Here is a 21,653-nt window from a genome sequence, read left to right on the forward strand (position 1 = left end):
CTATATTTAATACTCACACAATGAAGGGATTATTATTTAAAATTTACAAGTATTATATGCATTTTTTGTTGTTATAATATTTCAATATGTTTAATAGAATAAATAAAAATACTTTTGATACTTTCACTTAGCCTAGAATAAATAAAGATTAAAGAATATTGAGGGGTAAGGATTTGCATTGTAAGAATCTCGATCGGCTCGAAAAAAATTCAATTTTTATCACACATTAAGCATAAAGTCGTCGATTGGTCTTTCTTCTGATCAATGAGCTTGAGTCTAATCGTAAGCTTCATTTCTGACATCCTGTCACCTTCCTTCCCTTGGTATGGCATTTGATTATGCCGATTCAGAATTAAACAATGACAAAATTTAGCTATGCAGGAAAAAGGTAAAATTTCGATCCACACCGAGAATATCTTCCCGATTATTAAGAAGTTTCTCTATTCAGATCATGAAATCTTTTTAAGGGAGTTAGTTTCTAACTCGGTAGATGCAACACAGAAAATAAAAAGACTGGCTGCTTTGGGCGAATACACAGGCGACATTGGTGACCCACGTGTAGAAGTCTCTGTCAATAAAAAGAAGAAAACCATCACTATCGAAGACGGTGGTATTGGCATGACAGCTGAAGAAATCAAAAAATATATCAACCAAATTGCGTTTTCAGGTGCTACTGAATTCATGGAGAAATTCAAGGATGCAGGAGACGCAAAGGAAATCATCGGTAAGTTTGGACTTGGGTTCTACTCTGCTTTTATGGTAGCAGGGAAAGTAGAAATTGACAGTTTGTCTTATCAAGAAGGCGCTGAACCTGCCAAGTGGATTTGCGATGGCAGTACTGAATTTGAAATTAAAGCGGGCAAAAGAAAACAACGCGGTACTACCATCACACTTCATATAAACGAAGACTCTGAAGAATTTCTTGAAGACAGCAGAATTCAAAACATCTTAGATAAATACGCGAAGTTTTTACCTGTAGAGGTTCAGTTTGGCCAAAAAGATCAGTCCGTGGAAGACGGTGAGGATAAAGAGGGCAAAAAGAAATGGAAAACTGTTAAGGTTGATAACATCATCAATAATACGGCGCCAATTTGGACAAAGTCTCCTTCTGATCTAACAGATGAGGATTACTTAAGCTTCTATAAGGAGCTTTACCCGATGACTGAAGATCCACTTTTCTGGATTCATTTAAATGTTGACTTCCCGTTTGAATTAACCGGTATTTTGTACTTCCCTAAAGTCAAAAATGACTTTGAGATGCAACGAAATAAGATTCAGCTTTATTCACGTCAGGTCTTTATTACTGATGAGGTGAAAGACGTTGTCCCTGAATTTTTAATGTTACTACATGGTATTATTGATTCTCCTGATATCCCATTAAATGTTTCTAGAAGCTATTTGCAATCAGATGGAAATGTTAAGAAGATCAACTCTTACATCACGAAAAAGGTAGCGGACAAGCTCGGCGATCTTTTCAAGAAAGAGCGTGAATCTTACGAAAGCAAGTGGGACGATATCGGTTTGTTCGTGAAGTACGGCATGCTTTCAGAAGAAAAGTTCTATGACAAAGCAAAGGATTTTGGACTAGTCAAAAACACTGAGGGCAAATTCTTTACGCTAGACGAATACGCCAAGCATATTGAAACCAATCAAACAGATAAAGACGGAAATAAAATCTGGCTTTACTCATCAGAACCAGCCAAGCAAGATAGCTTTATCGCTACCGCAAAGGACAAAGGTTATGACGTATTAGTTTTCGATACACCGATCGATAGTCACTTCATCAATCATATGGAAACTAAGTTGGAGAAAACACAAATCAAGCGTGTGGATGCCGATAACGTGGATAAACTGATTGATAAAGATGAAAAACGTGAACTGATACTTTCAGAAGAAGAAAAGACAAGTCTGCAAGGCGTTTTCGAAAAATCAATAGGCAATCCGACATATAAGGTTTCAGTTGAGCCTTTATCTCCTACTGACGCTCCAGTAACGGTAACCATGCCTGAGTTTATGAGGAGAATGAAGGAAATGCAAGCTACTGGCGGTGGCGGCGGGTTCAACATGTTTGGATCGATGCCTGATAGCTACGATGTTTCGGTAAACGGAAATCACGCACTTGCTGAAAAGATTATTAAAGCAAAAACCGACAAGACTAAAGAGAAAGTTGCTAAGCAGGCATTTGACCTTGCTTTGCTGTCTCAAGGACTACTTGACGGTAAAGACTTGACTGATTTCATCAAAAGGAGTACAGAAATTTTGAGCAAATAATTATTTCTCAAAAGAAACAATAAAGCGCCCTGATTAAATTTCAGGGCGCTTTTTTTATGGCTTCATTCAAATTTGAGGAGAGATAAAAAATATTTTGTCTTCATTTGTGAAACAAATATTTCTGAATTTAGTATTCATTTAAGAAACAAATACAAAAACTCAGATGAAAAAGTTATTTACCGCCACAATACTATTTATATCCACACTAAGCTTTGCCCAACAAGATGTTGTTAACCTGACTATCAAAAAAGAAGGTTTTGGCAAGAAAAATAAGTTTACAATTTATCTGGACGACGAGCGATTAACACCAGATAGCGAAGGAAAAATCATTTATGAAGGAAGTCGTGAAATAGATAAGGTTATCAGAGGCAGAGTCATTATGCCCAACGGCAGATATGGCGACTTCTGGCTTGAACCAGGAGACATGGATGTAACCATTAAGAAAAGTGGATTCCCCAAGACCATGGAGGTTATTGGCTCAGAGACCGACGCACTCTATAAATATTTTAAATACACTAAAGATATCACTCAAGTAGAGAAGAGGATTTTAGAGGACCCTGAACACGTTGCCTCACTCAATTACTTGGCAGGATACTATAAACGACACAGTAACGAATTCTTATCCAAACTAATCGATGGCTATTCAGAAGAAACACAGCAAAAGCTTTCGTGGATAACTGCTTATGTGAAAACAAGTGATATGAAAAAAGTAGCTAAAGGAACGCAACTCTATCACTTTACAGCCAAGACACAATCAGGAGAAACAATAAATACCAAGGATTTTGCTGGTAAGTATTTGCTGCTGGACTTTGCAAGCACAGGTTGTGGACCATGTTGGCAAGGTTATCCAGAGATGATAAAAACGGTCAGTAAATACGAAGATTTACAAGTTTTGACTTTCAATGAAGATAATCAGAAGGAGACTTGGAACAAGTTTGCTAAAGCTCGAAACCTTGATATTAAATGGCCTGTACTATGGGACTCTGAAGAGAAATTCGAGATATTCGAAATGTATGAAATTGAGGGATGGCCCTCTTTCTTTCTAATCTCGCCTGAAGGAAAAGTTTTAGAGGAATGGTTTGGTGCAGGCAAAACTAAGTTGAAGAATGCTCTGAAAAAACATTTAGACTAGCCGTCCACGAGCGGACGCTGTTGTTCCGTGAAGGACACCGACTCAAAATCTATGAATAAAAAAGCCCATTTTTGGGCTTTTTTGGCTATTTATAACTGGCACTCTATTTGGCTAGGCACAAACCTAAAATCGCTAAATTCATAGTTATGCTGGCTAACATGTTCATAGTTGCTTGGAGGAATGCCATTAGGCACAAACAATTTACAGTTCTGAATATTCTAGGGCTTTCCATCGGGATAACCGCTTGTTTTCTCATCGGGCTTTATGTTTTAAATGAAAGTTCTTATGATAACTTCCATGAAAAAGGCGATCGAGTTTATAGAATTAATCAACCAGAGATTTGGGGAGAATGGGAGAACCAGTTTGCGTCAACAGGGCCAAATATTGCAGTTGCATTAAGGTCTGATATTCCAGAATTTGAAGAAGTTACAAGAATTCACTCACCTGGTCAGTATGTAATCACATATGAGCCAGATGGCGGCAATATCAAATCCTTTGGTGAGGGCAAAGTCTTTATAGCAGAGGATAACTTTTTTAAAATTTTCTCCTTCCCTGCCATCAAAGGTAACTTAGATCAAGCTTTGGTAACTCCTCAGAGCATAGTGCTTACGGAAAGGATGGCTACAAAATACTTTGGCACAGAAGATCCAATCGGAAAGACATTAGAGATAAAACGTTCTGGCGCCGCACCGAGGCCCTTCGTAGTAACGGCGGTTACAGAAGACCCTCCTGCTAATTCCCATATCAATTTTGATATGCTCGTATCGATGAGCAGTTACCCTCATATTAAAAGACGCGAGCATCAATGGATTTGGACGACTTTCGGAACTTACGGACTTGTTCGCCCCGGCACTGACATAGAGGCGCTAGAAGCTAAGCTCCAAGAAATACCTTCAAAATGGGCTGCTCCAGCAATCAAAAGAGTCTTCGAGAAATCATTGGAAGACTACTTAGAAGGTCGCAAATGGACGCTATATATGCAGCCTGTTAGAGAAGCATATATTTACTCCCCCCCTACTGGCAACAGGTTCGGTCCTGCGGGAAATATTGTCTATGTGCAGGTATTTGGAGCAGTTGGATTGCTCATATTACTCCTCTCCAGCATCAATTTCATGAACTTATCTACTGCTCGATCGGCCAATCGCGCGAAAGAAGTAGGCATCAGAAAAACGCTTGGTTCTCCTAAGAATGCATTGATCCAACAATTCATTTTTGAATCTGTTTTATTCGTTTTTGTAAGCACCGTTATCGCTACAGTGGCTACGGAATTCTCATTGAATGCATTCAATAAATTATCTGAAACGCAATTGTCTCTTTATGACAAGCTTGCCGACCCAATATTTTTAACAATTCTAATTGGGTTTATTCTCACTTTGGGCATTGCGGCTGGTAGTTATCCAGCCTTCTATTTGTCATCATTCAACCCTATTGAGGTTTTGAAAGGCAAACTAAGCAGTGGTTTTAAAGGGAAATTTATTAGAAACGGCTTGGTCGTATTTCAGTTTACCATAACAATCGCTCTCATAATTTCAGCCATGTTTGTACAAAAGCAACTGAATTTTGCGGCAAGTGCCAACTTAGGTTTTGATAATGATAACGTCATTCAAATGCACGGTATGGAGTGGCTGAATGAAAGTAACAAGGAAACTTTCCAGACGCTGCTTAAATCGAATCCTGCTTTCGAAAAAGTAGCATTATCGGATTATGTTCCCCCAAACATTTGGGCCGAAGATAAATACAAGGCTTATGGTGCCGATATGAAGCCCATAACGCTAAACAGACTCAGATCTGAGGAAGATTATTTAGAGCTATTAAACCTTGAGTTTATAGCAGGCCGCAACTTTGATAAAACTAGAGGTAACGATAAAAGCAAAATCATCTTGAACGAAACGGCCGTCCAAGATATGGGATGGGGTACTGCCGATAATTATAGCGAGGATTCTCCAATTGGCAAGTTTATAACACTTCCTTCAAGTGAAGAAGCCCTATTTGAGGTCATAGGCGTTGTAAAGGACTTCAATTTTAATAGTGTGAGGTTTGAAATAGGCCCATTAATGATCATCAACGAAAAGAATGATTTCTTATGGGAAAGCGGCACTGATTTTATTTCTGTCCGATTGAACTCCAGTTTGGTTCAAAATTCAGGTGAATTGGGGGAATTGATCGATGATATTGAAGAAAAATTAGCACAAGTAAACCCTGGGATTCCTTTTGAATACTCTTTCATGGATCAAGATTTCGAAAGCTTCTTTAGAAAAGAACAGCAAATGGGAGAGGTGCTCAATGTTTTCACCATTATGGCCTTATCTATAGCGTGCTTAGGTCTCTTTGGCTTAGCCGCTTTTTCTGCCGAACAAAGAAAAAAGGAGTTAGGTGTAAGAAAAGTTCTTGGCGCATCGGTTTACCGATTGGTATATGTTTTTACGGCAGAATTCACTGTGCTCATTGTAATTGCGCTTTTGATCGCCAGTCCACTTGCCTATTTATTTGTCAAGAATTGGCTGGCTAACTTTGCCTTTAAGACGCCAATTTCCATTGTGGTTTTCCTATTGGCGGCGCTGGGTTCGTTAGTAGTAGCTTGGCTAACCATCGGTTTCCAGTCGTTGAGAGCGGCTAGCAGAAACCCGGTGGAAGTATTGCGCGATGAATAATTTAATTTACTTGGTTTAATGCGGCCTGCTCTTGGGCTTTCGTGTACTTCCATCGTTTATGCGACCAGAGATAATCTGAAGGATTTTCGCGAATAGTTTCTTCTAAGGCAGACACATAATTAGCAGTAATATTTAAGTCTTCTTTATTATAAGGAGGCGCTGCTATTTCTTTTACACACATTTCATACTTACCCAAACCAACTCTTTTAACAGAGGCGTAAAAGACGACATACTTTGTGAGTTTAGCGATCCGTTCGGCACCTACATAAAAGGCTGTTTCTTGATTTAGAAAATCGATCCACTGCTTTTCTGTTCCCATAGCCGGCAACTGATCTCCTATTATACCAATTACCCGAGGTTGGTTTTTACGCTTAACAATTTCCCGTAGCGCATTATCCTTCGGTATTGGCGTGCCACCATGCCTGGTCCTCAAACGATGCATGATACTTTCAAAATAACCATTGTCCACTGATTTGTACAGAAACTCTATGGGATACCCCAACTGACTACCCACTGAAAAGGCCGGCCATTCCCAATTGGCCACATGGCCAGAAACAAGAATTGTAGGAACTCCTTTATCTAAATAATGCAGCACTTCTTCGCTATTTATAAGCTTCATGCGTTTCTGCCAATCCTTTTTCTTGTAGCTATACGCTAAAATCATTTCTACAAATACTTGACAAAAATGACGATAAAACTGACGCGCAATCTTTTTAAGCTCAACATCGGGTTTTTCGGGGAAGGCTGTTTTTAGATTTTCCATCACCACACCTTTTCTATACTTCAGAATGTGATAAGCTAAAAAAGCGCCAGCCTCAGCAAAAGGATATAGACACCACGATGGCAGATATGAAAGTAGCTTGACAAAAAACATTGAGTGTGTTGTTGTATTTTGAACCTAGTACAAAACTATTCTTTTGGTTTGTAAAGGCATAAAAAAGACTCACGAACGTGGTCTTTTATTCATTAAAAGTGCAACACCTGAATATTGAGATCGATAAGGATTTAGCTATTGAAACAACCATAATATTGCTTCCTGAAATTCCGACCTCCACAGTTTTTCATTGTGTTCTCCTTCTGGATTTATTATTGAAGTAAGATTCGTATCGGAATGCCCATTGGCCAAAATCTTAGAAACCATCTGTTGCATCGGCTTTACCATATTATCTCCTTCTTTGCCCCCCATTAAAAAGGCTAAGCGGGTATCGTTAGGCAGCTTTTTTTGTTCTACTTGATCAAAAGGTCCTTTACCCCACCAATAGGAGGGTGAGAATATACCAGCCTTACTAAATACTTCTGGATATTCATAAATGGCATAATGTGAAATTAAACCACCCAAAGAGCTTCCCATAATAGCCGTATGCTGCCGTTCAGGCTTAGTTCTAAATTTAGAATCAATAAACGGCTTGACTGTATTTACAATAAATTCCATGTAGGCTTTTCCCTCGGCTTTACCATACCTCGGGTGATCCCAAGCCGTTAATTCATGGATTCTATTTTCACCACCATTGTCGATACCTACTACTATTAAATCGAGGCCGTTTATTTTGCTAATAGAATCTAGATTCTCATCGACGCCCCATTCTCCCGCAAAAGAGGTTGAGTCTTCAAAGAGGTTTTGACCATCGTGCATGTAGATCACTGGGTAGTTTTGATCACCATCGGCATATCCAGGAGGTGTATAAACACGAATAGTTCTAGGTCTATCTAAGCCTTCAATCGTCAACTCGTTATCAAAGATTGTTATCTGACTTGATGATATTCCAGCTTTATCTTGTTTTACCGTTTGACAAGAAAACAATAGTAAAATGGCCCAAAATAGTGTCAACGTCCTCATAAATTCTCTTTGTCGGAAAGATAAAAGAATAAAGAGGACATTAGCCACCTATTACTCACTAATCAGATGAAGTTTAGTCTTGTTTTAATGGCTCCACTAAGTTTATTCGAGTAGTTCGATAGGATTGTGTCAATACGCCGAACAGCATGATCGAGAGCCCCAAACCACCAATCACCAACAATACCCAAAGTTCGGTGTCGATGTGAAAAGCGAAATTATCTAACCATAAGTTTATCGCATAAATGGTCAAAGGTAGCGCGGCCACAAGTGCTATAAGGCCAATGCGCAAAAAGTCTTGGGACATAAGCTTTAAAATGTGACGCGTGCCGGCACCGAGCACCTTTCTGATGGCAATCTCTCTTTGTTTCATTTTCGCATTGTAGTAGGTCAAACCGATCAGACCAGCAGAAGCCAACACCACTGACAGAATACTCAATATCTTAACGATGAGCCCAACTTTACTTTCTTCGGCATAAAGAGATTGTAGTTTATCGTCTAAAAATTTGTAGTTGAATGGCCTCTCTTTTTCCACTTCGGCATAAGCCTCTCTAATAAAACTCATAGTTTCAAATAGGTTCTCGGTATCCATTTTGACATTTAAGCCGTAGCCCCAAGGCAAATCGTTATAGACTTGAATAAACAGCGGACTGAAGGACTCTCTTTTTGAAAAATAGTGGAAGTCCTCAATGAAGCCATCTATAAATTCTGGGTCGCCAACAGTTCCATCATCTTGCGTCCATTCTGGTTCTTGGATTAAGTTTTGTCCTATTAAATTCTCCATCGGCTCGCCTGTTAGTCTTTCATAATTCCTTCCAGCGGCCCTATTTAGTAGCACAACCTTTTCTTTACCCTCATCCAAAGAAGTAAAAGCCGCCGAATTCAACCCCAACATCTTGACCGTGGCATAATCCATAAAGACCTGATTAGCATCGTCAAAAACTTCATCGTTATTCTCAAATTTGTAGGTGACCGTATTAAAAGGCAGGTTGCCCGGTGTCCCTCCTCGCCCGACTTCTTTTATGTTTGGGTTGGTTAGAAGCTTCGCGGTAATTGGTCTAATTTTATCTAACCCTCTCAGGTAAAAACTCATTATCCCTTCTTTTTCAAAGCCTAGATCGGTTTCGGTCACAAATTTCAATTGTCTATTAACATAAAACCCAAACCCGGTCATCAACACAAGCAGGAAAAATTGCATACCTAGTAAAATCTTTCTGAGGCTCATTTTACCAATACTCAAATTCCGATGCTTACCTAATAACCCGAGTAAAGGTTTTGATGAAAGTAAAACCGAAGGGTAAATTCCACTGATAATACCCACAAGTAAACTGAAAAGTACGTATGCCATCAGATGACTTGGTGCTATAATAGTAGACCAAGCTAATTTCACCGATAAAAGCTGGTTGAATTGAGGTAACAAGGCGTAAACGAGAAGAATAGCGAGTGAGAGTCCTAAAAAAGTCGATAAAACAGCTTCAAACATAAATTGGGCAAAAACATCCCTTTTCTTGGCACCTATTACTTTTCTCACCCCAACTTCTTTTAATCGATTGGCATTGATCGCGACTGCCAGGTTAACATAATTGGTAATGGTTATGATCAGAACCAGTAAACCTACTACTCCAAACAAATACAGATAAACTGGCTTTACGTTTTGTTCTATCTCATATAGGTATTGCGAACCTAGGTGAATATCCTTTAATCGTTGTAATTGAAGCCCTTTTTCCAATGGATCAGATTCTGATTCAGGATCGGCTATGTAGCTGGCCTTTGTAATCTTATCCGAAACTGCCTCAATATCTTTTGTGCCTTCCCGAAGTTTTGCGAAAGTATAGGCTCCCCAGGTGTACGGTATACTATCAACGACTGCAATCACGTTGAAGTCGAAATGAGAGTTTTCCGGAATATGCTTCACGACCCCATTGACTATATATGGTTTATCTTCTATTCTGATGGTTTTACCAACAGCCTCATCTGCTAATTCGCCGAAATATCGCCTTGCGATTTTATCAGTCAGAATTACACCTTCTTTATTAGTGGGCATACTGCCGCGTAGAAAATCCCACTGGAAAATATTTTGGATCGATTCGGCAGTATTCGTGTAAAGGATGGGCCCGCCACGAAATTTCCGGTCATTAGCATTGATAAAAAAACCACGGCCCATGATATCGCTATTGGAAATAACGAACTGACCTACTTCTTCAACTTCAGGTAGTTCACTGAAAGATCTCATGTTGGCTAGCTGGCCCTCTCGGCTGGTACTGTACCAGCTAGAAAAGCTAAGATTAGAATAAGTCTGGGAACGATACTTCCTGACTATCCTGTAGATGCGATCAGAATCTGGCATGTACTGATCTGATGTTAATTGATGCCTGAGATATTCCGCAGAGAATATCATCACGGCTAAGCCGAGCGTAAGCCCAACTACATTAATTCCCGCCACTAATTTATGTCGACCAACATTACGCAAGGCTACTTTAAAGTAGTTGCCAAATTTGGGTGTGAAATCTTGAGTTCTTTTAAGTTTTTGCATGAATTGAGGTTTTAAGAATTTGATAACATTGATGAAATACCACCAATTGGCTCTGCGCCGACCAACGCTGCCAAGGGTAAATTGATAGCCTTCAAATAGATCACCTGAAATAGCTTCCACAAGGTTATCATCACAGAACCAGTGAAGAATTTTCTGTAAGTATTTCGGCGGCTGAATATTGTTGTCAGCTGAATTGTGCATGATATCTGTATTAAATCCCTTGAATTTGACTCCAAAGCTTCATTCTGTTCTCCTTTAAAGCTTGAATGACAGATCGACCAAGCCCTGTCACTTCACAAATTCGTTTCCGTCTGCCGCCACGGGTTTCTGTAGCGCCCTCCATTTTCGAAAGGATCAAACCTTTCTTTTCAAGCCTCATTAAAACTGTGTGAATAGCGCTAATCGAAATAACCTGACCAGTTTGATCACGGTATTCATCGGCGATCGCATAGCCATAAGGCTTTTCCATAATCATGACGAGCAGTAGCACAGTCTCTTCTAAGTTTCCAAGGTTCTTCATCGTAAAGAATTTATTACATCAACATTTGTAGAATATAAAGGTTAGTAAAATTTTTGATTATATCAACATTTGTAGAATATTCGTTGCCAAACAACTCACAATTATTAAATCACAGATCAACAGCCTGATCTTACAACTCAGCCGAAACAGATAGCACAGAGGACTTAAAAAGCGTCAATTAGAGTAAACAAACAACTATGAAAAAACTCTCAATCACGCTAATGCTTCTGACGATAGTTGGACTTAGCACTTCATTTGCACAAAATTTAACAAAGCCTAAAAAGGGCAATGCCATCAGGCTGAAGGACTACACGCTTACCGTAAAACAAGGTCAGGAGGTAAACATTGATATGTGGGTAGTCAAAGCAAAGAAATATAAACTCAATCTAGGTGCGCCAAAGGCGAAGGGTAAAGACGGTGTAGACTTTTGGTTTAATGCCAAGTCTGAAGACCCAATAACGTTTGGTGTAAAAATAAAAGTCGACGAAAGCACCCCAGTGGGAGATCACATGTATGTGCTCAATGTAGATGGCATCGGTCGAAATGCCGTGAAAGGGGCAACAATCCTACTAAAAGTAGTCTCTGCAGAGCAGGAATAATAATATCAAATTGGGTTTGGCTAACCTTATAAGCCATTGCCGTCTCTATTTTTTTGACGCAATGGCTTTTCTTTTTATCCCCTAAGTCCACTACATCCTTTATCACTCAAAGGAGTATACTCATATCAAGAACTCTTCTTTTGTATATTAGCAAATGTCTAAAGGAAAAATCTACTCCATTCGGGTTGCCATAGGACTATCTGTCTTTCTTTTTTATAAAGTCACATCAGGTCATTTTTTGGAGTGGGAACCAGCAAGTTTTATATCTGTGTGTTTCACATTGCTGGTGGTTTTAGCTGTTTTCGAAGTACTAGATTATAGTGCAAGGCATCTCATTAGGCACTACAAAACAAGACTCACCGAACACAAAACGTTATTAAAATTCTTTTGGGGAAATTGCCTAGTCAGTGCCCCTATTATTGTTGTTGCGTCATTATTTCATGTCGAAATATTGATCCCCACTTTTTCCTGTTGCCCAGAAGACTGGGAACCGGGTTTAGTGACCACCATAGCCCAGGGAATAGTCCTTTCTTGGCTGATTATTCTCTCCAAAACGTTCATGATCTACTTTGAATACAGTAGGATTTCCGAACGTGAAAAAGCGCTTATCCAAAAGGAGCTCGCCCAATCGAAATTTGAAAGTTTGAAAGATCAAATCAAGCCACACTTTCTGTTTAATAGTTTTAGTGTATTGAGTACTGTCATTGAAGATGACCCAAAACTAGCCGTAGAATTCGTGTCAAAACTCTCTAAAATCTATCGTTACGTACTAGACACCAATAACCAGATAGTTTCGCTCGAAAAAGAACTAGAGTATTTAGACCACTACACTTTTCTTTTAAAAATCAGGCATATCGATAGTTTAGTTGTCAATATTAACTTAGACGTCAATAGAGAAAAGTTTAAAATCCCGATCCTATCTATGCAAATGCTCATAGAAAATGCTTTAAAACACAACTACTTTTCTAAAGAGCAACCATTGGAGATAAATGTTTATCATGAAGAAGAATACATAGTAGTCCAGAATAACATCAATAAGAGATCAATCACAGAAAAACCAACCAAAATTGGCCTTGACAATATTAACAACCGCTATTTAATGTTGATCGACAAGCCCATCATAGTCAATCAAAAGGATGGTTTCTTCACCGTTAAGCTCCCACTTATCCACCAAGATCAAACCACTGCATGAAAGCTGTAATTATAGAAGATGAAGCGCTTTCGGCGAAAAGGCTAGATAAACTGGTCAAAGAATCTCTACCAAGTATTGAAGTGATCGCTATACTTGAATCCGTCAATCAGGCGCTCGCTTGGTTTAATGAAAACACCTATCCCGATCTAATCTTTTTAGATATACAATTAAACGACGGTACAGGCTTTGAAATTCTGAAGAAACTGGATGGCTATCCGCATATAATTTTTACCACAGCTTATGAACAGTATGCTCTTGACGCCTTCAAGTTCAACAGTATTGATTACCTCCTAAAACCAATCGATAAAAGTGAGTTGATCAATGCTTATGACAAATTAGAACAGATACATAGAACAGAAGAAAGTGCTTACCATGATAAGATTGAGGCACTAAGCAAGCACTTTTTACCTACTTTTCGGGAGCGTTTCTTAGTGAAAGTAGGCATGCAATTCAAAAGTATTGCTACTCAAGACATCGCTTATTTCTACTACGATGATGGTCTCAGCTATTTACAGACAAACAATCAGTGCTTGCCCATTGACTACACGCTCGATCAGCTAATCAATGAACTAAACCCTAAAGAATTTTTCCGCATTAATCGCCAATTCATCGTAAGTCTTAACGCTGTCAAAGAAATCCATTCTTATTTCAATAGTCGACTTTTACTGACGCTTGAACCAAATACAGATACTGAAGTGGTAGTTAGCCGAGAAAGGGTATTAAGTTTTAAGCTTTGGGCTGGGCAGTAATTAAAGTTTGAGCCCTCCATACTTGGACAGCGTTTTTGCCGTAGCCACTATGGCATCGCTATTTGGTCTAGGTGTCCAGCCAAGCAATTGAAATCCTTTTTTACTGACATTTACGCGTTTTTTATCTAGTTCAAAACTTACAGATTTCACTTCGCGATCAAAATTCGACAACGCTTTCACCATCCAAACAGGGATATCTTTATCTGAAACTCGCCTTGATAAGTTCGGTACTTTTTCCTTCAGCACTTTAGCGATATCTTTTACCCACATAAAATCATTCGCTGCCATAAAGCGCTCCCCTTTCGCCTTCGGGTGGGTCATAGCTACAATATGTAAAGCTGCCACATCACGCACATCTACTACAGGCCATCCAATCTTAGGGTTTCCTGGAAAGGCACCATCCAACAGTTTCTTCACCACCATAGCTGAAGTGCCAAAATCGGCTTCTAAAATTGGCCCAAGAACCAACCCAGGATTGATCACTGAGAGTTCTAAACCAGACTCATCCTTTTCCATAAACTCCCAAGCCGCTTTCTCGGCTAAGGTCTTACTTTTCGTATAAGCAGACTTGTCTTTCGGATGATTCGGGTTAGACCAATCCTCTTCGGTAAAACGCGTTCTGTTAGCTTCATGTCCATACATAATGGCTACAATGGATGAAGTAAGTACTAGTCTTTTTACCCCTGCCTCCGCAGCGAACTTCAAAACGCGCTTAGTACCCTCAACAGCAGGTACAATAATGTCACGTTCTCTTCTTGGCAAACGAGCAGGAATTGGCGATGCAGTATGGATAACATAGTCAACACCTTTGAGGGCATCCGCCCAACCATCATCGTTGAGTAATTCCAAGGCTACAAAAGATAAATTACTCAAGTCACTCACATGTTCAGCGTAAACCTCTCGCATGCGCTCAGCCCGCTTTAAGTCACGCATAGAACCCACCACTTCATGACCAGTATTCAATAGTTGCACAACTATGTGCGACCCAATAAAACCGGTAGCTCCCGTAACTAAAATTTTACTCATAAATCAGAAGTAGAAAATCCTGCGAAGACCAAAACTAATAAAAGCATTTTGCAAATACGCTATTAATCAAGGTACGATAAACGAACTCCTAAAAACCTCTTTCCCATCTGCTTGCCTCCTGTTTACGCTTAAGTTCACCTGAGTCGATCATTTCTTGAAGTTTAGGATTCCGACTTGCCGATTTGCTCGTCAAGTGCCAAGCCCCGCAATGGTCACATTCGTAAACATTCTGAGGTCCCTGATGCGGTTCAAAACCTTTATAAATGTGCTGGTCAATCATGGCCATTTCAGCCAATTCTTTATTGTAGTACTCGTATTTGTGGGTGGGGCACGCCATATTAATACAATACTATCGAGATGTGCTTGGCAACACAAGTCTTCCATGTGAATATTCGATTGAAAACCTCATCTTTGATGCACAATTAGCATAATATGTCTTTTGAGCTTAGCGAACTGGCAAAAATCACAGCCGACTACATTAATACTACTGACAGACACATATTTCTGACAGGAAAAGCGGGCACAGGAAAGACAACCTTTCTCAAGTACATAGTTGCTCATACACACAAGAAAACCGTAGTAGCCGCCCCAACAGGAATTGCCGCAATAAATGCCGAAGGGGTCACACTTCACTCACTTCTACAATTACCATTCGGTGCTTTTATTCCACAGCATACTCAACCGCCGAACGTAAATGCACAGTTTACCACTCTAGCGACGTTATTTTCAAATGTCCGTTTCAATGCTTCCAAGAGAAACCTCATTAAAGAAATAGAACTGTTAATAATCGATGAAGTCAGTATGCTCCGTGCCGATCTTTTGGACTGCATCGATCATACTTTGAGGTTTTTAAGAAGAAGACGAAACGAACCATTCGGGGGCGTTCAAATACTCTTTATAGGGGACTTGCTTCAACTACCACCTGTGGTGAAAGACAACGAATGGCAAGTTCTTTCTCAGTACTACAGCAGTAGCTACTTTTTCGATGCCATTGGTTTGAAAAACAACCCTCCGCTTAATGTGGAACTAGATAAAATCTACCGACAAAGCGATCAGGAGTTTATAGATATTCTGAATAGGTTTCGTGAAAACCAACAATCGCCAGAAGACATCAATAAACTCAATCAGCACTACCGATCGGATTACCAAAGCTTAACTGGCCAAGGCTATATACATCTAACCACGCACAACAAAAAGGCAGATGAGATCAATGCCGAAAGACTAGCGGATTTACCAGGCAACACATTTACTTATCGTGCCAAAATTTCTGGCGACTTTCCAGAAAACTTACAAGCGACAAGCCTTGAAATGAGATTAAAGGAAGGGGCTCAAGTGATGTTTATAAAAAACGACCCAAATGGTGAAGGACGTTTTTTTAATGGAAAAATTGGTCATATCACTAAGATTAATGCTGAAGATATTTGGGTCACTTTTGATGACGGTTTGGCGGTACAAGTGCCGTCTTACACTTGGGAGAATAAACGTTACAGCCTTAATAAGGAGACCAACGAGATCGAAGAAAAAGTTCTTGGCAGTTTCGAGCAATACCCTCTAAAATTGGCTTGGGCTGTGACAGTTCATAAAAGTCAGGGATTAACTTTTGACCGCGCTATTCTTGACCTAACCGATGCTTTTGCCCAAGGGCAAGTATATGTGGCTTTATCTAGATTGACATCCCTAAATGGATTGGTCTTATCATCAAAGATTCCAGATTCCAATTTTGCGATAAGTGATTCAATGAAGGAGTTCTCGAATTCAAGAGCCACTGCGCATCAGCTATCGCAAAACCTAGTGACCGACAGGAAAAATTATTTAGTAAAGCTCATCACTGAGACTTTTAACTTTGCCACAATAGATTTTGCTCTAAAAGAACACGTTAAAAGCTTCAATAAGCAAGAGAATCGATCGGTAAAACAGCAACATCTTCCTTGGACAATTGGCTTGGTGAAAGAGGTTCAACCGATCAAAGGGATCGGTGATAACTTTATAAATCAGATCAGAAAAATAGCGGCTAACCAAAGTGATTATTTGGCATTAGCCACTGAAAGAGTCAGTAAAGCATCGGCCTATTTTATTCCAATACTCCAGAAAGCATCAAAGGACATTAAGCTTCACGATGATAACTTAACGGACAAGACTAAGCTTAAAACTTACAGGAAAGAATTGAAGGAGTTGGAACAGCAGTTTTTCAATCAATGGCAATCCATCCATAAAGTAAATCTCTTACTTCAATTTACATTAGAAGACAGGATGCTTTCTCGCAAAGACTTGGAACTTACCGAACTTCATGAGTCGCGAAAAACTGAGACCAAAAAGACTAAAAGACGGGACAAAACACCGACAGCGGAAGTCTCCTTAAAACTCTATCAATCGGGTAAGTCAATCGAAGAAATCGCCGAAGAAAGAGGTTTGGTTCCTGGAACTATTGGCGGACACTTATGCCAATATATAGAGTCTGGAGACGTGGATGCTTATAGAATAGTCGATATGGAAAAGCTAGACAATATGTTAACGCTGATAAACGACGAAACAACTAGCTCAAGTGAAGTAAAGGCTAAACTAGGCGACGAATATACTTACACAGACGTGAAAGTAGCCATGGCATATTATAGGTATCAAAATAAGTCTAAGACTGAATAGTAAAAGTCAACTTCTGTTTAGCAAAAGTAAGGACCTTGAGAACTACTGAATCAATAGATATTTAACAATACCAGAGTCCTTGGCTGAATGCTGGTTATCGAATAATTGCTTAATAACCAGGTCGAACGAACCCCATAGTGAAAACAAAAGTGATAATGCTTAGTAGAAAATAAAGCAAGAAAACTCTATAGCGCATTCCCCGCTTTTTGCTCTCTTTGAATTCATCTATCAAAGGCAATCCATAAACAAAAAAGAAGGCAATCATAAGTCCTATTGTCAGTAGTCCAGCCATGAGGTAGCTACCATCAAAGCTTTTATACGAGAAAAGACTATCGCTCTCTAATTTACTGAAGGCAATAAACTGATCTGGAATAAGATAATGTGCTAAACTTGTTAAATAAAGACTTGTGGATAGTGAAACCCAGAATATAGCTCGACTAAGATAGATATTGGTATGGTCACCTCTTTGCTTGTGTAAAGCGCCTAGCAATAGGAATTTGAAAAAATTACGAATCATAGGACTTTTGACTCTTTTAGAATCAGAAACAAGAATAAAAAAATATTCTTAATCTTGAATTAATCACATTAAAAATATAAACAATTGAAAGAGCATCTTATGAAAAAGACTTACTATCTACTTAGTTGGCTTGATAAATGAAATCAAGAGATTAAAGGTAGAACCTGATCGAGATATGAGGTATTATGGGTTTGATTTAGAAGTGATTAAAACGGACTAGATAAGTAGACCAGCGTATTTAATAATTATATTTATACTGAAACTTAAATCTGATTAAATGAAAGTATTATTTATTAGCCTAAGCCTCGCGCTCTCTCTTTTGTTTGGATCAACCACAATTGATTCGGCTGTTGCGTACGATCCTAGTGGGAACTGGGAACTTGAAGTAGAATTGCCTTCTGGCAAAGAAGAAGGTGCCATAACAATTACCAAAGATGAGGACGGTGATTACGAAGTCACCTTAGTAGATACTGATGAGGATGAAAATATAGAGTTAGATGAAGTTTCTTTTGATGAAGAAGAAATGGTAATGACGGGAGAATTTGAAACGGAGGGTATGGCAGCAACAATAGAAATGACTTTTGATGATGATTCAGTAGAAGGGACTATCTCGTTCGCAGGTTTTGAGATTACTTTTTCTGGCGAAAGGGAGAAGTAGAGTTTATTATCAATATGTACGAACAAAGGTCTGACATTTTCAGACCTTTGTTCGTTTGTAGGCTTACCTAAAGTTTTTCCATTTAAAATTTAAAAGCTACAGGTCTAAATAGGAGGGAGTTCTTTTGTTAGGCCTGAGTTGATTGCTGCTAGAACTAATACAATCAGAACAGGTATTAATACTGGAACCCAAAGGGATATTAAGACGGCTTTTCTATTTTCAACTCGTGGAATTAAAATAATACAGGCAATTGAAAACAGAGCCAACATCATAAATAGGTAAAGACTGACACTTTTAATTTCTTCAAAAGCCTTATTCTCTAAGTTTTCTCCCGAATTATGCCAAACCATTATAGTTTCACCCGTCTGATAAAGTGTATAAAGAACTAAAACACTAAATATTACTTTTGAAAATAAGTCAAAATCTCTGCCTTTTTTAAATGCCACATATATTGCTCTAAGTCCAGCGCTGTGAAATAGTAATATGAGTGTTATCATATCTATTCCGATCTTATAGAAGACAATGTTGTATCTTTTTAGAAAGTCAATGATGGGTACCGTAAGAGTGTTATGATAAAAATCTATTCCATCTCGTATAAAGCCTCTCCATTTAAATACCTCATCAGCTAAAGAAGTAATAGAACTTACAGACAAAAAGAACATTACAATAATTAGCCCTTTAAGAAAAACAGGTGCCGTCTTCCAAGCTTCTTTGTACTCCTTTATGTCTCCGAAAATGGGCATTTTGAATTAGCTCTTTTTCAATTATAATTTCTTGGTTTTATACTCTAACCAGTCTCATAAGTGGCTCAAACGCATTGTGGTCTTATATTACTACCTTAATCTGGTAGTTAACCTAGCAGTCTAAAATGATCTAGAATGATACCTTATGTTACTGTCAGTAAGAGCAAGGTGTAGAGTCTCCGTGTATAGTGATCATAATCGATCAACGTCCTTAACATGCAAAACTATTTTTGAAAACAGTAGAAATAATACATAAATGGTGATGAAAATTCATACGATAAGCAGTTGATAAAGATATGTTTAACTAAAATTATTTGTACACATACAGGAAAATGTAGTTGATCAAAAAAAGTAATCTCATGTTACTGTTTGGCTTAGTTTTCTTATCAAGAATTATAATTTCGGAATCAGTTGATTGACAAGAAAGTTTCAAATACATATATTTAATGATATAAATTCCTGCTAAGATTTAAACTATCTCGTAAATAGCCTCATGATAACAAAGAAATTTCTTAAGCCGTCAACATGGGTAGGATTGTCTACATTTCTTCTTTGGGTGTTGGTTGAATATTTCCCTATTGAAATCTCTCAAGGGTTTATTATCTCGGCTCCCAGTATTTCTTTATTGTTCATGGCATTAAGTGAATACCTGTCAAGTCGCATTCAAGAGTATCAGGTTAAGAGAAATATTAAGGCGTTTAAGGAGATAATAGAACAAAGGCTGGACGAAAAGGATATTTCTGAAGATTCAGACAAAAGATCAAGACTAAAGGAGGACCTAAAGGACATTAATTCTCTACTCCTATTAAAGTCTTATCGTCAGATGTATGATAAGATTGTTGATTTGAAAGACGAAGAAGGTCAAACGATCAATAAGTATTTTAGTGACATTAAAGTGAGGCTTGATGACAAGTAAAGATAGAAGCCAAGCACTTTTAAGAACCTCTGGAGAACCTTGGTCCCCAGAGGCAGAATTATTGTTCTATCAGCATAAAGAGGAATATGCTCGAAAGCTTGATAAAAAATGTCATGACTTGGCTATTAAAGATGGTGTTCAACAAATTAGCGATTCTCATGTTTCAAGAGCCGGTGATCAGATAGGCTTAAAGGTTAACAGGGTTTCAAAGTTGAGAAAGGTTCTAGGTATTATTGGAACAACACTCTTTGGGATAGGCATAAACAAACTTTATCTAGCTATTGAAGCAGTAGATCAAGAGGGTAAAATTACTTCTACCGACATAGCTTACCCTTTGGGTATTTCCTTAATCGGACTCTCATTGGCCGTATTGATTTTTAAGGATTAGTAGTTGTATCTGTAACATTTACTCTCTTGATTGGGGTACTTAAGAATTTGATTATTAGAAGCCTTTCCATATTAGTTACAGTTTTGTTAGCAGTAATTTTTGTTCTGTCCACAAATACTTTATCTGCTCAAGACAGAACAGTATCGGATAAGCTAAAGGGCAAGTGGGGGATGACCTCTAAGGCTGAAGACGCACCTTATAAAGAAATTTGGAAATTCGATGGTAAGTACCTTTTCACAGGAACGACCAAACCAAATGACGATTTTGATAAAGAGAAGTATAGTGTCCAAGGTTCTTGTATGAACAAGGAATCTTCTAAATCAGAGCCAAACAAGTTTTACCTAAATCTTAAAGAGTCAGAACTTTGTTTCTTAATAGTTATGGATTCTAAGGGCGAATCGATGGAACTTTATTATATGGCAAGAGGTAATCATTTCTCGTTTAAAAAAGTTGATTGATTAAACCTCAATCCTAATTTCTCACTTTCAAAACCTCATCTAATTTCATAGATTAGCTACTCTCGCTATCCCATTTCAGTAAAGCTATTGTTAGGTGAGTTGAAAGAAGCTAGAATATACTTACTTTTTAGTATTCTAATTATATTAGTTATTCACTAAATATATTAGATTGCCCCTGTGAAGTTTGAAGCAGGGACATTTATCGTTAAGATGACTAGTCACAGTATATATGAGCTATTCATGTATAAAAGAGAATATCGGCGGTTTAGCTTAAACAGAAAAAGTATACAACTGGTGGAATTTCTCCACCGAAACCTATGGATGGACAATCCATCTCCACCGAAATAGAACTTAAGTATATAAAAAAGCCCACTTTAGTCCTCTCGAACTTCAGTGGGCAATGGTGGAGCCGGAGGGGATCGAACCCTCGTCCAGATAAGGAACACAAAGCGCCTTCTACATGCTTATTTGCTGATTAATTTTCGAGTTTAATAAGGACAGCAACCACCCTGATTTAAACCTTAGATGCGATTAATCTTACTACTCCGTCACAACTCCGAAGCAGCCAGTTCTGCAGTTGATGCCTCTAGTGCCAGCCCGGCAGAACAGGGGGCCAGCGAGACACATTGCTATCTAAATCTGATTAGGCAGCAAGGGCGTATTGTCTTTCGCCAATTATAAAGTGTGATCGTTTGATTTACAGGAAATACGAACAACTCCCGACATGCTTACACTTGCATTTCACCTACTGTCAATTCCAGTCGGCCCCATCTTTCAATGCTTTAGCCGTTTGCCAAAATGGGGATGTAAAGGTAATCTCTTTTTA

At 38.6% G+C, this 21,653-nt stretch carries 19 protein-coding genes and 1 other RNA gene; 11 read left to right on the plus strand and 9 right to left on the minus strand.

Annotation, left to right across the window (positions count from 1 at the left end):
* Positions 1-375 precede the first annotated feature (375 nt).
* The 3 genes from htpG to BFP71_RS01330 all read left to right on the plus strand — a co-directional run bounded on the left by htpG (position 376) and on the right by BFP71_RS01330 (position 6,054).
* Positions 376-2,271, plus strand: coding sequence for a molecular chaperone HtpG (gene htpG, locus BFP71_RS01320; RefSeq protein WP_069833655.1), 1,896 nt, complete (start codon positions 376-378; stop codon positions 2,269-2,271).
* A 163-nt stretch (positions 2,272-2,434) separates the two neighbouring features.
* Positions 2,435-3,403: a TlpA family protein disulfide reductase gene (locus BFP71_RS01325; RefSeq protein WP_069833656.1), complete on the plus strand. Its 969-nt coding sequence runs from the start codon at positions 2,435-2,437 to the stop codon at positions 3,401-3,403.
* Positions 3,404-3,549: 146 nt separating this feature from the next.
* Complete coding sequence (locus BFP71_RS01330; RefSeq protein WP_069833657.1) at positions 3,550-6,054, plus strand: ABC transporter permease; 2,505 nt, start codon at positions 3,550-3,552, stop codon at positions 6,052-6,054.
* 1 nt (position 6,055) lies between these two features.
* Here BFP71_RS01330 and BFP71_RS01335 read toward each other — a convergent pair whose 3' ends face one another.
* From BFP71_RS01335 to BFP71_RS01350, 4 genes are all read right to left on the minus strand, one after another.
* Entirely contained in the window at positions 6,056-6,928 is an 873-nt protein-coding gene (locus tag BFP71_RS01335; protein ID WP_069833658.1) for a lysophospholipid acyltransferase family protein, read from the minus strand.
* A 135-nt stretch (positions 6,929-7,063) separates the two neighbouring features.
* Positions 7,064-7,891 (minus strand): alpha/beta hydrolase, encoded by an 828-nt coding sequence (locus BFP71_RS01340; RefSeq protein WP_069833659.1) that lies wholly within the window; start codon positions 7,889-7,891, stop codon positions 7,064-7,066.
* Positions 7,892-7,964: 73 nt separating this feature from the next.
* Positions 7,965-10,622 (minus strand): FtsX-like permease family protein, encoded by a 2,658-nt coding sequence (locus tag BFP71_RS01345; protein WP_069833660.1) that lies wholly within the window; start codon positions 10,620-10,622, stop codon positions 7,965-7,967.
* 10 nt (positions 10,623-10,632) lie between these two features.
* A complete protein-coding gene (locus BFP71_RS01350; RefSeq protein ID WP_069833661.1) occupies positions 10,633-10,941 on the minus strand; it encodes a PadR family transcriptional regulator in 309 nt (102 codons plus the stop codon).
* A gap of 197 nt (positions 10,942-11,138) precedes the next feature.
* Here BFP71_RS01350 and BFP71_RS01355 point away from each other — a divergent pair, with 197 nt between their 5' ends.
* The 3 genes from BFP71_RS01355 (at position 11,139) to BFP71_RS01365 (ending at position 13,481) form a co-directional block, all read left to right on the plus strand.
* Positions 11,139-11,540: a hypothetical protein gene (locus BFP71_RS01355; RefSeq protein WP_069833662.1), complete on the plus strand. Its 402-nt coding sequence runs from the start codon at positions 11,139-11,141 to the stop codon at positions 11,538-11,540.
* Between the two features lie 154 nt (positions 11,541-11,694).
* A complete protein-coding gene (locus tag BFP71_RS01360) occupies positions 11,695-12,732 on the plus strand; it encodes a sensor histidine kinase (protein WP_069833663.1) in 1,038 nt (345 codons plus the stop codon).
* On the plus strand, positions 12,729-13,481 hold the full coding sequence (locus tag BFP71_RS01365; RefSeq protein ID WP_069833664.1) for a LytR/AlgR family response regulator transcription factor: 753 nt from the start codon (positions 12,729-12,731) through the stop codon (positions 13,479-13,481). The genes BFP71_RS01360 and BFP71_RS01365 overlap by 4 nt, the downstream gene beginning before the upstream one ends.
* On the opposite strand, the gene BFP71_RS01370 is transcribed toward BFP71_RS01365, so the two are convergent.
* Both BFP71_RS01370 and BFP71_RS01375 read right to left on the minus strand, forming a co-directional pair.
* The gene (locus BFP71_RS01370; protein WP_069833665.1) at positions 13,482-14,507 is read right to left on the minus strand and encodes an SDR family oxidoreductase; all 1,026 of its coding nucleotides are present in this window, start codon (positions 14,505-14,507) and stop codon (positions 13,482-13,484) included.
* 88 nt (positions 14,508-14,595) lie between these two features.
* A complete protein-coding gene (locus BFP71_RS01375; RefSeq protein ID WP_069833666.1) occupies positions 14,596-14,844 on the minus strand; it encodes a hypothetical protein in 249 nt (82 codons plus the stop codon).
* A 95-nt stretch (positions 14,845-14,939) separates the two neighbouring features.
* Between BFP71_RS01375 and BFP71_RS01380 the strand changes: the two genes are divergently transcribed.
* Positions 14,940-17,147 (plus strand): helix-turn-helix domain-containing protein, encoded by a 2,208-nt coding sequence (locus BFP71_RS01380; RefSeq protein WP_069833667.1) that lies wholly within the window; start codon positions 14,940-14,942, stop codon positions 17,145-17,147.
* A gap of 109 nt (positions 17,148-17,256) precedes the next feature.
* Here BFP71_RS01380 and BFP71_RS01385 read toward each other — a convergent pair whose 3' ends face one another.
* On the minus strand, positions 17,257-17,664 hold the full coding sequence (locus tag BFP71_RS01385; RefSeq protein ID WP_069833668.1) for a hypothetical protein: 408 nt from the start codon (positions 17,662-17,664) through the stop codon (positions 17,257-17,259).
* 277 nt (positions 17,665-17,941) lie between these two features.
* Between BFP71_RS01385 and BFP71_RS01390 the strand changes: the two genes are divergently transcribed.
* A complete protein-coding gene (locus tag BFP71_RS01390; protein WP_069833669.1) occupies positions 17,942-18,322 on the plus strand; it encodes a hypothetical protein in 381 nt (126 codons plus the stop codon).
* Between the two features lie 104 nt (positions 18,323-18,426).
* Here BFP71_RS01390 and BFP71_RS01395 read toward each other — a convergent pair whose 3' ends face one another.
* On the minus strand, positions 18,427-19,065 hold the full coding sequence (locus tag BFP71_RS01395; RefSeq protein ID WP_069833670.1) for a hypothetical protein: 639 nt from the start codon (positions 19,063-19,065) through the stop codon (positions 18,427-18,429).
* Between the two features lie 493 nt (positions 19,066-19,558).
* Between BFP71_RS01395 and BFP71_RS01400 the strand changes: the two genes are divergently transcribed.
* The 3 genes from BFP71_RS01400 to BFP71_RS01410 all read left to right on the plus strand — a co-directional run bounded on the left by BFP71_RS01400 (position 19,559) and on the right by BFP71_RS01410 (position 20,827).
* Complete coding sequence (locus tag BFP71_RS01400) at positions 19,559-19,981, plus strand: hypothetical protein (RefSeq protein WP_069833671.1); 423 nt, start codon at positions 19,559-19,561, stop codon at positions 19,979-19,981.
* Positions 19,971-20,369, plus strand: a complete 399-nt coding sequence (locus BFP71_RS01405) for a hypothetical protein (RefSeq protein ID WP_069833672.1) — start codon at positions 19,971-19,973, stop codon at positions 20,367-20,369. The genes BFP71_RS01400 and BFP71_RS01405 overlap by 11 nt, the downstream gene beginning before the upstream one ends.
* 83 nt (positions 20,370-20,452) lie before the next feature.
* The gene (locus tag BFP71_RS01410) at positions 20,453-20,827 is read left to right on the plus strand and encodes a hypothetical protein (RefSeq protein ID WP_141719648.1); all 375 of its coding nucleotides are present in this window, start codon (positions 20,453-20,455) and stop codon (positions 20,825-20,827) included.
* A gap of 401 nt (positions 20,828-21,228) precedes the next feature.
* On the opposite strand, the gene ssrA is transcribed toward BFP71_RS01410, so the two are convergent.
* Positions 21,229-21,596, minus strand: a transfer-messenger RNA (tmRNA) gene (ssrA, locus tag BFP71_RS01415).
* Positions 21,597-21,653: the final 57 nt, after the last annotated feature.

Source organism: Roseivirga misakiensis (genome assembly GCF_001747105.1).
GTDB classification, from domain to species: Bacteria; Bacteroidota; Bacteroidia; order Cytophagales; family Cyclobacteriaceae; genus Roseivirga; species Roseivirga misakiensis.